Source organism: Microbacterium hydrocarbonoxydans, from assembly GCF_000956475.1.
Taxonomy (GTDB): Bacteria; Actinomycetota; Actinomycetes; order Actinomycetales; family Microbacteriaceae; genus Microbacterium; species Microbacterium hydrocarbonoxydans_A.
On record NZ_JYJB01000008.1, the window covers coordinates 532579 to 545806 of the forward strand.

Here is a 13228-nt window from a genome sequence, read left to right on the forward strand (position 1 = left end):
CTCTGCACAATCGCGCTCCAGCGAGAAGACATCCACAAAGGCCCCGTTCCGGCACCCAGTGGTTCATCGCGGGCGCGATCCTGTCGACCATGGAACAGACACCGAGACAGCGATCCGCGAAGGTCTTCACGCACGTCGTGTTCAGTCGGGACGACCTTCTGCAGACCGGACTCTCAGGGCGGCAGATCACGTCGGCCGTGCGTTCGGGACGCTTGACGCGACTGCGCCGTGATCGCTATGTGCGGGGAGATGCCGGAGATGACGTCATGCTGGCGGCGCAGATCGGCGGGAGGGTGACGTGTCTGTCTCTGCTGAGAATGCTGGGGATCTTCGTTCTCGAGGTCGAGCGGCTGCATGTGCACGTGCCGAGAAACGGGTCGCGGTTCACCGGCCATAGAAAGGGAAGGGCTCGCGTGCACTGGGGCGAGGCATCCGACAGCGCCTTCAGGCACGTGACGACACTGGCGGAGGCGATCAGCCATTCGGTGAGGTGCCAAGACGCGCGTGCTGCTCTGGCCACGCTCGACAGCCTCATGCATCACCAGTTGGTGACGCGAGACGAGCTCACCGCCATCTTCCGCCTCCTTCCCGCGCGATTCGGCGTGCTGCTCCGGTTGGTCGACCCGTCTGCAGCATCGGGACCGGAGACGTTCATGCGCCTGATTCTTCGGACACTCGGCGTGCAGTACGAGACACAGGTCTGGATCCCCCACGTCGGCTACGTGGATTTCGTCGTCGAAGGCTGGCTGATCATCGAATGCGACAGCAAGGAGTTCCACGAAGGGTGGGAGAAGCAGAAGGAGGACCGGGCGCGAGACATCGCGGCAGCTCGCGTCGGATACGTGACCGTGCGGCCGCTGGCGAGCGACATCCTGCATGCCACATCGGACACACAGACTGCGATCGGGCAGATGATCGAGGCGCTCCGCCCTCGCGTCGGCGCCCCTCGCCGTTCATAACTCAGGAAAGTTGCGGCGCGAGCGTCCGTAAAGTCCCCGTCTGCGGGAGAGTGGGGTCGTTCTTCCTGAGTTGTGAACGGCGGAGGCGTCAGATCCGCTCGGCGAAGCGATGGATCAAGCCCGCCGCGACCTCGGCATCGCTGATCAGAGTGCTGTGACCGCGGTCGGGGATCACCTCGAGCTCGGCCTGGGCGATCGCATCGACGATGTCGCGGCACCACGTCTGCGGCGCCATGGGGTCGCGCTCGCCCCGCAGCACGAGCACAGGGACGGCGATGCGGGGATACACCTTCTCCGGCTCATGCACGATCGTCGCACGCATCTTGCGCAGCAGATTCGGCCCTCCGCGCAGATACTCGCGCGCGCCGCGCCACAGCACGAGCGGGCTCTCGCCGAGCAGATCGCGCAGCAGATAGTTGGCCTGGGCGCGGATGCTGCGCGCCGCGCTGTCGACGGTCGGACCCGCGAGGACGACACCTTCCACGAGCGCCGGGTGCCGTACCGCGAGCTCTGCGGCGATCTGACTGCCCATGGAGTGACCGATGACGATGACGGCGCCCTCGCCCGAGTGACGCAGATAGGCGGCCAGGAGGTCGGCGTGCCGCTGCATGGTCAGGGTGCGCTCGGGTTCGGGCGCTTCGCCGAAGCCGGGCAGGTCGACGGCGATCACCCGTCCGTCGAGCTCCTGCACCAGGTCGACGTACACACTGCGCCCCATTCCGATGCCGTGCAGCAGCAGGAAGGTCGGCGCGCCTTCGCCGAAGGTCTCGGCGACCAGCGTCGCGCCTGCGTGCTCGAACTCGACCACCGATGCGGGCGCGTCCTCGGGTGCGAGCAGGCGATTCGGCATCCCTCCACGGTAGCCGCCGACCAACGTCGGCGGCCAATCCCGGGGGCGGGGAGCGGATGCCTTCGGCGCCCGTGCAAGGATGGATCAGTGTCGTCCCCTGCATCCGAAACAGCCGAGAAACGGGGGCTGCCGGCCAGGATCGCGGCCGACCTGAGCGATCCCGTGCTCAGCGCACTGGTCACCGCGACTGCCGTGTCGCGCATCGGTCGCGGGGTGTTCCTCACCGTGACCGTGCTGTTCTTCACGCAGATCATCGGCTTGAGCGCGGTCGAGGCCGCTGTGGTGCTCGCAGTGTCGAGCGGGCTGGGCGTCGTCGCCTCTTTCCTCGGCGGCTGGCTCGCGGACCGCTGGAGCGCGCGCCGGCTCAGCTTCGTCTTCGAGGCGCTCGGCGGCGTTCTCCTGGCGGCATACGCCTTCGCCGGCGACTTCGTCTCCGCGCTGATCCTTGCGAGCCTCTCGGGGTTCTTCGACTCGATCGGCCACTCCGCGCGCTCCGCCGTCATCGCGCGCGGGTTCGCGCCGGAGCGACGCGTGCATGCGCGTGCGGTGCTGCGCACGGTGACCAACCTGTCGATCGCGCTCGGGTCGGGCATCGCGGCCATCCCCCTGGCTCTGGGCACCGGCGGGGCCTATCGCGTCGTGATCATGATCGCCGGTGTGCTGTGCGCGCTGGGGTCACTGCCGCTGCTGCGTCTCACCGCCGCCGTCGACGCGCCGCAGCGGAAGACTCAGCCGCTGCGCACCGAGACCGGGTCGATCGATTCCGATGCGGTGGCTGCGGCCGCCGCCGAGCGCAGCGAGTGGCGTCGCCGATCGCCGTGGCGCGATCCGCGTTATCTGCTGCTCAGCGCACTGTCGGCGATCTTCGGGATGCAGTTCGGGGTCGCCGAGCTCGGGGTCCCGCTGTGGATCACTCGCGACACGAACGCGCCGACCGTGCTCGTCTCGGTGCTGCTGATCACGAACACCGTGCTGGTCGTGTTGTTCCAGGTCAGGGCATCGCGAGGTACGCACGATCTGCGCGTGGCCGGCCGCGTCACGATGTTCGCCGGGTGGCTGATGGCCGCCGCCTGCGTCATCTACGCGCTCGCCGCAGGGCTCCCCGCCTGGGTCGCGATCGTCGTGCTGCTCATCGGGATGGTGGCGCACACCTTCGCCGAGATCCTGTCGCAGGCGGGGGCGTGGGGTCTCAGTTTCGAGCTCGCCGACCCCGTGCGCGCCGGCGCCTACCAGGGCGTGTTCGGCATGGGATTCTCGCTCGGGTCGCTCGCCGCGCCGATCGTCGTGAACGCGACCGCGATCGCCTTCGGGTTCCCCGGATGGGCGGTGCTCGGCGGGATCTTCCTCGCCGCCGCCGCCGGCATCTGGGTCATCGCGCGTCGCGCGGCCACGGCTTCCGAATAGTGCCCTTCGGCGTCGATCGGGCCGTCGCTTCCGACGTCATAGAAATCGTTATCGGAAATATCTGTACGGCACGACCGGGCGGTGCTAGCTTTTGTTGGAATCAACAACATATGCGCGGCGCCGCCGCGCATTCCGACGACGATGTCAGGAGATCACCATGCGCCGATCCATGCGATCGATACTCACGGTCACCGCAGCAGCGGCTCTGCTCTTGCCGCTGTGTGGCGTGAGCGCCGCCTACGCCTCGCCCCCAGGGCACAGCGATGCCGACAAGAGCGCACTGCGCAATCAGGCCCCGAGGGACCTGGCGATCGGCAGCGCGGTGTGGGGTCAGAAGCAGCTCATGGCGTACGACCCCGCGGCGCCGACCGAGTACCAGCAGGTGCTGGGGGCGCAGTTCTCGTCGCTGACGCCCGAGAACGACATGAAGTGGGATGCCGTGCACCCGGCTCCCGACGTGTACGACTTCGCGTCCGCCGACGCCCTCGTGGCATACGCGAAGGCGAATCACCAGCAGGTCCGCGGGCACACCCTGCTCTGGCACAGCCAGAACCCGGCGTGGGTCACCGAGGCCAGCAAGACCTGGACCTGCGATCAGGCGCGAGACGTGCTCGAAGACCACATCCGCACCGTCGTCGGCCACTTCAAGGGCGAGATCTACGAGTGGGACGTGGCGAACGAGATCTTCCAGGACACCTGGGACAACGGCGGTGTGAAGCTGCGCACCGAAGCCAACCCGTTCTTCAAGGCCTGCTCCGACGACCCGGTGGCTCTGCTGGAAGACGCGTTCCGCTGGGCCCACGACGCCGACCCGGACGCCGTGCTGTTCCTCAACGACTACAACGCCGAGGGCATCAACGAGAAGACCGACGCGTACTACGCGCTCGCACAGCGGATGCTGGCCGACGGAACACCGCTGGGCGGATTCGGCGCCCAGGCGCACCTCAGCCTGCAGTACGGATTCGACACGACCCTGCAGGCGAACTTCGAGCGGTTCGCCGCGCTCGGTCTGCAGGTGGCGGTGACCGAAGCCGACGTCCGCATCCCGCTGCTGGAGGGTGAGACCGGCCCCACGCCCGAACAGGTTGCGACGCAGGCGGAGCGCTACGACGGCCTGCTCCAGGCGTGCCTGAATGTGAAGGCATGCTCGTCATTCACCGTGTGGGGGTTCCCCGACGCGAACTCGTGGGTTCCCGACGTCTTCCCCGGTGAGGGCTGGGCCACGATCTTCGAGGACGACTACTCGCCGAAGCCTGCGTTCGACGCGATGCTCGAGTCGCTGCACGACGCGACGCCCGGCACGTCGCCGCGGCGCTGACGGGCTGATTCCGTGACGGGCGGCCCCCGGGCCGCCCGTCACCCTTCCCGCAGCAGCGGCGTCAGCACCAGCGTCTGCGCGGTCGCAGCATCCACCGCCTTCTTCGAGAACGCCCACGGCTGCTGCACGCCCGACGCCCAGTCCTCTGTCTGATCCGTGTAGTGCTCGTGGAACGCGTGACCGGACGCACCGGTGAGGTGGATCCAGCTCGAGGCGTCGAGATCGGCGAGGTCGACGACCATGCGCATCGAGGGGACGGTCGTCGTCGCGTAGGAGGTGCCGAGCTTCCATCCGGTCGCGTTCACAACCGAGGCTCCGCCGCTGACGGGGTACGGCCCGCGGTTGAACAGCCACTCGATCGGTGCGATGCCGGACTCGCCGAGAGTCGAGCTGGTGAGCGTCAGCGCGTGCAGATCGCCCCAGTTCCAGGCGTCGACGTCGGTGCCCTGCCGGGCCGACAGCTCGGCGTAGGCCTCCTCGGCCGAGAGGGCGAGCATCTCGTCCATGCCGGCCACATCGATCGACGCGTTGGTCCACAGCGCGTCGGAAGGGTCGTCGAGCAGAGCGCCGACGACCGTGAAGAGCCGGCCCTGGCCGTCGATCGGCAGCGCGGGCTCCCGCTCGGCGAACAGGTTCTGCACGAGGTTCGACCACAGCACGTTCGCAAACGCGGCGGCGGCAGATGAGGCGTCGTTCTGCGCATCCCAGCCGCGCAGCAGCTCGACCGCCGCCTTCGGGCCCGCACCCGACACCTCGACATCGACGAACGCTGCCGTCAGCTGCTTGCCGATCCACATCTCGCTGTCCATCTGGATCTCGCGCATGTCCTGCGCCGTCAGGGGAGCGGTGGCCGAGCGGCGCTCGATCAGATGCGCGATGCGGGCGGCACGGTATCCGTAGTCCCAGTCCTTCGACAGGAAGTGCTCGTAGTCGTCGGTCACGATCGCGTTGTTCGCCGTCACGATGTACCTGGAGGCGGGGTTGTACGAGACCGGCAGGTCCTCGAAGGGAATGAATCCCGACCAGTCGTATGCGCTGTCCCACCCCGGCTGCGGCATCCACCCGTCTCCGGCGCCGCGGATCGGCAGCCGGCCGGGCGCCTGGTATCCGATGTTGCCCTCGGTGTCTGCGTAGATGAGGTTCTGCGCCGGCACGTCGAAGAGCGATGCCGCCTTCCGGAAGTCCTCGAAGTCCTTCGCGGTCGCGAGGGCGAAGATCGCTGTCGAGGCGGTGCCGGGGTCGAGGGCGGTCCAGCGCAGGCTGACGGCGTACTCGGCGCCTTCCTCGGCGGGGACGGATGCTGCGCCTCCGGCGGCGAGGGCAGCTCCCGGGTCGTCGGCGAGCGCCGTGAAGTCGTCGACCAGGCCCGAGATGATGGGGCCGTGCACGGTGGAGCGGACCTTCAGCGTGACGTCGTCGCCGCCCGCCACCTTGATCGTCTCGGTGCGCTCCTCGAGCGGGACCAGAGCGCCGTCTCGCCAGTACTGGTCGCCGTCGATCTTCTCGATGTAGAGATCGGTGACGTCGGTCGTGAGATTGGTGAAGCCCCAGGCGACCTGCTGGTTGTGTCCGATCACGATGCCGGGCAGGCCCGAGAACGAGAAGCCGCCGACGTCGAAGGGGCAGCTGTCTGTGACCTTCGAGCACTTCAGCTGCACCTGGTACCAGACGGAGGGGAGTGCGGCCCCCAGGTGCGGGTCGTTCGACAGCAGGGGAAGGCCGCTCTCGGTGAGAGCGCCCGAAACGACCCAGGAGTTCGAGCCGATCCCCTCGCCGACGTCCCCGACGAGCAGGCTGGCCGCCTCGACGACATCGGATGCTGTTTGCCAGTCGATCGTCGCGCTCGCGGCCTGCGCCTCCGAGCCCGATCCGGGCGTGAAGGCTGCGGCATCAGCATCCGTGTCCGCCTCGGGGACGCTCGAGATCTTCGGGACGATGACGGGGTTCTCATCGAACGGGTAGCCGGGGTACAGCTCGTCGATCGTCGTGCGCGTCTCGGCCGCGTCGGACCCGGATGCCGCGAGCTCGCCCGCGAGCAGCGCGCGCTCTGTCTCGTCCTCGACGTTGGTACGCAGATCCCAGGCCATCGCCTTCAGCCACGCGACCGAGTCCGCCGGGGTCCAGGGCTCCGGCGCATAGTCGGCGTTCTGCATGCCGATGACGGCATATTCGAGAGAGAGCTCTGCTCCTGAATGCGAGGCGAGATAGGCGTTCACCCCGTCTGCGTAGGCCTGGTAGTAGCCGAGGGTCGTCTCGTCCATCGCTGCGACCTCGGCATCCGCGACGTCGCGCCAGCCGAGAGTGCGAAGGAACGAGTCCGTGCCGACCTGGGACTCGCCGAACATCTCCGAGACGCGGCCGGCGGTCACATGGCGGCGGAAGTCCATCTCGAAGAAGCGATCCTGCGCGTGCACGAAGCCCTCTGCGAAGAACAGGTCGTGCGTGGAATCGGCCGTGATGGTCGGGATGCCGCGGGCGTCGCGCTGCACGGCGACCGAGGACTTCAGCCCGTCGAGCTCGAGGGTGCCCTCGGTCTGCGGGAAGGATCGCTGGATCGTCCAGACGAGGAAGACGGCTACCGCGACCGCGACCGCGACGATGGCAGCGATCACGAGGAATGCGATCCGGCCGATGCGAGCGGCGAGCGGCCGACGCTGTGGCGCGGCAGTGATCTGCGAATCGGTTGTCATCGGCGAGAACTCTTTCGGGTAGGCGCCTGGGACTCGGTCCCACAGAGCCCAGGTCCGCGTTCCAGAACGCGTCCTCGCATCATACCCAGCGCGCCGCGGCGCGAATCACATGAGCTTGGTGGAGGCCAGGGCGCGCAGTAGCTTCTGGTTGAAGCCGATGAGCGGAAGGCGCAGCACGAGCCCCAGCAGCAGCGCCGGCACGATGAACGCGGCGAGCAGGCCGAGAGACACCCAGTAGTCGTTGTGATAGATGCCGGCGATCGCCGAGCGCATCGCATTGACCGCGTGGGTGGCGGGCAGGAACGGGCTGATGTTCTGGAACCACTGCGGGAGCACCTGCAGCGGGTACGCGCCGCCCGAACTGGAGATCTGCACCACGAGCAGCAGCACGGCCAGCGCCTTGCCGGCGTTGCCGAAGGTCACCACGAAGGTGTAGACGATCAGCGTGAACACGAGCGACATGACCCAGCCGGTCAGCAGGAGAAGGAACGGATGCTCCGGCTGGACCTGCGTGAACAGGAGGCTGCCGAGGCAGACCAGCGAGCTCTGCAGGAACCCGACCACCGCGAAGATGCCGAACCGGCCGAGGTAGGTCTGGGTGGGGGAGAGCGCGGGAAGCGGCGAGCCTTCGCCCTGCGGAGGATCCACTCGGATCGACACCGAGATCAGCAGCGCTCCGACCCAGAGGGCGAGCGTCGTGTACAGCGGCGTCATGGCGGCTCCGAAGCTGACGACGGAGTACACCGGAACCCGCTTCAGCTCGACGGGCTCGGCGAGATGCATCGCGAGGGCGTGCGGATTCGCGCCGATCACCTCGGTCAGCTCGCTGAGATCGCCGGTGTCGATGGCCTTCGCCAGGGCGGCCGCGAGCTCGTCGAAGCGATCCGCCGTCTCGGTGAGCGACTCCGAGATCCCCGTCGTCAGCGATTCGGCGTTGCTCAGCGCGGTGCCGAGCGAGTCTGCTCCGGAGAGCGAATCGGCGACGGAATCGAGATCCGCGCCCACCGAGTCGACGCTGCTGCCGATCGCGGCGAGCGTGTCCGCGAGGGCATCGAGCTTGGGCTTGAGGCTGTCGGTGTACGCCTTCCGTGCGTCCTCCACCGCCGTCTTGGCGCTCGCGACGAGCCCGGTGATCTCGGCGTGACGCGTCTGGATGTCGGCATCCGTCGCCGTCACATCCGACGCAGCCGCCGCGAGGCCGTCGTGCAGCTCCTGCTGCCTCGCGATCGCTGCGTCGATCCGCGACACGGCCCGATCGAACTCGTCGAGAGTCGCCTCCGGGAGCTGCGGACGGACATCGTTCACGAGAGTGTCGCGCAGCGCCTGGTACTGGTCGATCTGCGTCTGGACGCGTGTCGCCAGGGCCTCGATCGCGGCGGCGGAGTCGGCGGACTGGGTGCTCATCGCGGCGAACACGCCGTCGATGCTGTCGGCGACCGCCTGGTAGCTGTCGGCTGTTCCTGAGAGAGCGTCGCCGATCGTCGCGGCCGTCGAGCTGAGGACGTTCTTGAGCGACCCTGCCGCGTCCTTGCCCTGACCGAGCGCGCTCGTGGCGTCGTCGAGGGCGTCGCCGGATGCCGACACCAGCCCTGATGCGCTGTCCACCAGCGGGCGGCTCGACGCGATCAGAGACGTGAACATGTCGGCTGTCGCTGATGCCGAACGCATCTGCGAGGCCACCTGGGTGGCGTGCGTCTGCAGGCGGGAGAGCATCGCCTGCGTGTCGGCGTCGTCGAGGTAGCCCGCCAGCGAGGTGATGATGTTCATCCCCGCCTCGCTGAGGGTCTCGGTGAACATCTTGTTGATGCGCGAGGTGACCTCGCTTGCACCCTGCTCGGTGATCTTCGGCGCCAGCGCGTTCTTCTTCTCGTTCGTGTAGTACTCGATCGAGGTGCGCTCCGAGCCGTGCGAGTAGAACGTCATCATGTCGGCGCTGAACGTCGGCGGGAGCACGATCGCGGCGTAGTACTCGCCCGACTTCGCGCCCTCGATGGCCTTATCCTCCGAGGTGATCACCCAGTTCAGGTCGTCGTTCGCGCGCAGGGCCGAGAGCACCTGCTCGCCCACATTCAGGCGGATCGGGACCAGATCGCTCTGGTAGCCCTCGTCGGTGCTGGCGACGGCGACCGTCAGGTTCTTCGTGTTGTCGAAGGGGTTCCAGCTCGCGATCACGTTGAACCACGTGAACAGCGAGGGGATGACGACCAGACCGAACAGCACGATGACCGCCATGACGCTGCTGACGGCCCGTCGCAGGTCGAACCGGAAGACGCTCAGGATGTTCTTCACTTGCGCTCCTGCCCTTCCTGGGTGTCGTCGTCACGGGTGGCCTGCTGGTCTTCGGTCTCTCGGGTGTCTTCGAGCGGATCGCCGCCGTCGGGGGCGCCGAGATCCTGCTCGTCTTCGCCGATCGGTGCGGTCGGCTCAGTCGGTGCGCTGGACTCGCTGGGCCCGCCGGGCTCGTCGACGGTCTCGGGCCGGACCCGCGCGTCCGGGTCGCCATCGTCGTGGTCCGGGCCGAAGAGCTCTTCCAGCACGACGGTGTCGTCGCGCGGCTCGTCTTCGTCGGCATCCGTCCGCTCCAGCACCGCCGTGGGAGCGGAGGCGGCTCCGGCCGCCGCGCCCGCACCGGCCGCCGTGCCCGCTCCGGCCGCCGCGCCCGCACCGGCCGCCGTGGCGGGAAGCAGGAGAGCATCCTTGCCGTTCTCGACCGCGAGCTCGCGGCGCAGCTCGCTCTCGGGCATCGCGCCCACTTCGGCGGCCTGCTGGATGCTCTGCTTGACGTACTCCAGAGTCACGAGGAACGCGATCAGGATCAGGCACCACAGGGCGCCCAGACCGAGCATCCCGGCCTTCGCGTCGGGCGCGAGCCAGGCTGCCAGGCCCAGGATCGCCATGACGCCGACGCCGACGATCAGGGTCAGTCGCAGCACGGTCGGGTAGCGGTCGGTGAAGCGCCGCGTGCGCTGCGCGACCTCGGCACGGTAGCCGTCGCCATCGGTCAGAGCGCGGATGATCTCGGGGGTGCGGCGGCGGCCCGTGATCTGCACGTCCTCGCTCACGAACAGCTGGCTCTCGGCGAGACGGGTGTTGAAAAGCAGGGCGAAGTTGCCCAGACGGCGGCGCAGGAAGAGCCCGAGCACGAAGGCGAGCACGACGAAGATCGCCAGTGTGCCCATGAAGCGCCACCAGTGCCCGTCGTAGAAGCCGCTGATCGTCTCGCGCAGGGCGTCGATGCCGTAGGTGAACGGCAGGAACGGGTAGAGACCGCGGAAGAAGTCCGGCATCATCTCGATCGGATACAGGCCCGACGCGCCGGGGATCTGGAAGATCACGAGGAGGATGCACAGCCCCTTGCCGACGATGCCGAAGCACACCGACAGGGCGTAGATGATGCTGAGGTAGGCGAGTCCGATGAGCACGCCGGTGCCGACGAACGCGAACGCATTGGCGGTCTGCACTCCGATGACGAGGTTGCCGACGGTGACGAGCACGGCCTGGCACACGGCGATCGCCGCGAGCAGCAGCCAGCGGCCGAGGTACGCCTGGCGCACCGTGACGCCCTCCACGCCCTCGGTGTCGACCTCGAGCCGCATGATCACCATGAGCACGAAAGCGCCGATCCACAGCGACAGGTTCGTGAACAGAGCGGCCATCGCCGAGCCGTACGCCTGGGTCGGGAAGAGGACGTTCTCGTCGACCTCGACGGGAGAGGCCATGAACCGGGCGATCTGATCGGGATCCAGTCCGCTGATCGTGCTGAGCCGATTCCAGATGTCGGCTGCGCTGAGAGCCAGGACATCGGTGCGCACGCCTCCGAGACCGGACTCCGCGGCGGCGAGGTTGCCATCGAGTGCCGTGAGCGCGGCGGTGGTCGACGTGAGCTGGGTCTTGAGTCCCGCGAGCAGGTTCTGCGCCTGGGTGAGCTGGGTGCGCTGCGAGCCGACGGCGGAGGAGAAGGCGTCGGCGCTGGATGACAGCACCGACATCGCATGGTTGAGCTCGGGCACGCTCTGCGTGAGCGCGTCACGGATGGCGCTTGCGGATGTCGAGGCGGAGCTGACGGCGGAGTCGATCGTGTCGGCGGAGGTCTTCACGGCGTCGATCGTGGTGGACACGTCGGTGCCCAGCTGCTTGAGCTGCTCGAGCACCTGGGCGTCGGCGTCGTTGCGCGCCTTCAAGGCGTCGATCGCGTCGCTGAGGCGCTGCGCGGCATCCGAGCCCGGTTCTGTGCCGTCGAGCACCTCCTGCAGCTCGTCGAGCGTCGTGGCATTGGCGGCGATCACGGCCGAGACGTCGTCGATCGCGGCGCCTACCGCGACGTTCGCCTGCTGCAGACTGGTCGACAGCGTCGTGATCGAGGTGTTCATCTTCGACGAGGCGTCGGCGAGCAGGGTGGCGCCCGAGACGTACGCCGACGTCACCTGATCGGTGAAGGAGAGCAGCTCCTGCTGGGCCTCGGCGGCGATTGCCTGGGCTTGCGCGACCGAGCTCTGCACGCCGGCGAGAGTGGTGTCGATGTCGCCCAGAGCAGCCGAAGCGCTGTCGAGTCCGGCCTGGGCGTTGCTCAGCCCGGTCTGCAGCTCGGTGATGCGCTCGCGTGCCGTCGTGACCTTGCCGACGGCGTCGTCGAGTGCGGTGACCGTGTTGTCGCGCGCGTCGCCGAGGCGGTCTTCCGCTCCCTCGCCGGCGTCTTTCAGCTGCTCGGTCACGGCTTCGGCGACCGTCGACACGAAGGTGCTGTTGATCTGGGCGTCGAGGGTCGAGGCGCCGACGTCGGTGATCTTCGGAGCGATCGCGTTCGCCTTCTCGTTCACGTAGTACTTCAGCGACGGGCGGGTGAAGTCGCCCGTCGTGATGCTGACGAAGTCGCGGCTGAAGTCCTCGGGGATGACGATCGCGGCATAGCTGCGTCCGCTGCGGACAGCATCCATCGCCTCGTCTTCGTCGACGAACTCCCAGCCGAGCTGGTCGTTCTTCTTGAGCTGGTCGACGAGCTCGCCGCCCACATCGATGTCGCCCGTGAGCTCGGAGGTGGCGCCCTCGTCCTGATTGACGATCGCGACGCTGACGTGCTGCGTGTTCGAATACGGATCCCAGAACGCGATGATGTTGAACCACGCGTACAGGGAAGGAGTGACGATCACGCCGATGATGATGATCCACGCCTTGCTCACGCGGGCCAGCCGGCGGACATCGCGCGTGAAGACGCTCAACGAGTTGTGCATCGTGCCCCCTCCGGCCCGTTCCTCGGCATGTCGAGTGTATGACCCGGTGCGAATCGCCTCATGAAGGCGTATCCGTCGCGACGATGTCTGCGTGTGCCGCAAGCAGCGCATCGACCTCGCGCCAGGAGAGCCCGGCGATGCTGAGGACGGCGCGCACGGCGAGATTCGACGCTCCTTCGGTCGCGGCATCCGTCCGGGCGATCGCCGTGCGGGCGGTCTCCTCGATCAGGCGGGCGAGCGTCGGGGCGGCGAGGTCGCGCCGGAAGCTCCCGTCTTCCTGGCCACGCTCGACCAGGCCGGCAACCGCCCGGCGCAGCGGTGCGAGCGCGGCGGCGGTGTGCTCGACGTGCGCCTCGTCGAGGGCGAGGGCGGCGGCGACCTGCACGTGCGCGGCCTCCCGCCAGAGCAGGGCGGTGAGGCGCGCGAGGGCGAGGCGGCAGTCTTCGTCGGTCACCGACTCGGCGATCGCGTTGAAGCGCTGGGCACCGCTCGAGATGAGCTCGCGGATCAGGGCGTCGCGGTCGTCGAAGTGCCCGTACAGGGTGCGGCGGGAGAGGCCGGCGCTGCGTGCGATGACGTCGACGGAGGCGTGGGGGTCGCTCGCCAAAGCGGAGCGGGCGGCGGACAGGATGCCGGCGCGGTTCTCGACGGCGTCGCGGCGAGGTGCACGAGTGGTCATGCCTCCATGGTACTTATGATGCACACACTTGTGCAAGATACCTCGGGGAGTTCACAGCATCCGCTCCCTCGTCGCTTCCGATCTGGGGGCCGACACGCCA

Annotated in this window: 8 protein-coding genes; 3 read left to right on the forward strand and 5 right to left on the reverse strand. The window is 68.1% G+C overall.

The genetic code is table 11. The features are described from left to right. Window positions 1-89 precede the first annotated feature (89 nt). Window positions 90-959, forward strand: coding sequence for a type IV toxin-antitoxin system AbiEi family antitoxin domain-containing protein (locus RS84_RS09230; protein ID WP_052676292.1), 870 nt, complete (start codon window positions 90-92; stop codon window positions 957-959). Between the two features lie 88 nt (window positions 960-1047). Here the strand turns inward: RS84_RS09230 and RS84_RS09235 are convergent, their stop codons facing one another. Further along, the gene (locus RS84_RS09235; protein ID WP_045257457.1) at window positions 1048-1809 is read right to left on the reverse strand and encodes an alpha/beta fold hydrolase; all 762 of its coding nucleotides are present in this window, start codon (window positions 1807-1809) and stop codon (window positions 1048-1050) included. A gap of 87 nt (window positions 1810-1896) precedes the next feature. Here RS84_RS09235 and RS84_RS09240 point away from each other — a divergent pair, with 87 nt between their 5' ends. Further along, window positions 1897-3213, forward strand: a complete 1317-nt coding sequence (locus RS84_RS09240) for an MFS transporter (protein ID WP_045257458.1) — start codon at window positions 1897-1899, stop codon at window positions 3211-3213. Between the two features lie 157 nt (window positions 3214-3370). Next, window positions 3371-4531: an endo-1,4-beta-xylanase gene (locus RS84_RS09245; RefSeq protein WP_052676293.1), complete on the forward strand. Its 1161-nt coding sequence runs from the start codon at window positions 3371-3373 to the stop codon at window positions 4529-4531. Window positions 4532-4569: 38 nt separating this feature from the next. On the opposite strand, the gene RS84_RS09250 is transcribed toward RS84_RS09245, so the two are convergent. The 4 genes from RS84_RS09250 to RS84_RS09265 all read right to left on the reverse strand — a co-directional run bounded on the left by RS84_RS09250 (window position 4570) and on the right by RS84_RS09265 (window position 13128). Further along, window positions 4570-7221 (reverse strand): penicillin acylase family protein, encoded by a 2652-nt coding sequence (locus RS84_RS09250; protein WP_045257459.1) that lies wholly within the window; start codon window positions 7219-7221, stop codon window positions 4570-4572. Between the two features lie 105 nt (window positions 7222-7326). Beyond that, window positions 7327-9510 (reverse strand): YhgE/Pip domain-containing protein, encoded by a 2184-nt coding sequence (locus tag RS84_RS09255; protein WP_045257460.1) that lies wholly within the window; start codon window positions 9508-9510, stop codon window positions 7327-7329. Continuing rightward, window positions 9507-12449, reverse strand: a complete 2943-nt coding sequence (locus RS84_RS09260; RefSeq protein WP_152641787.1) for a YhgE/Pip domain-containing protein — start codon at window positions 12447-12449, stop codon at window positions 9507-9509. Before RS84_RS09260 ends, RS84_RS09255 begins: the two co-directional genes overlap by 4 nt. A 58-nt stretch (window positions 12450-12507) precedes the next feature. Continuing rightward, entirely contained in the window at window positions 12508-13128 is a 621-nt protein-coding gene (locus RS84_RS09265) for a TetR/AcrR family transcriptional regulator (RefSeq protein ID WP_045257461.1), read from the reverse strand. Window positions 13129-13228 lie beyond the last annotated feature (100 nt).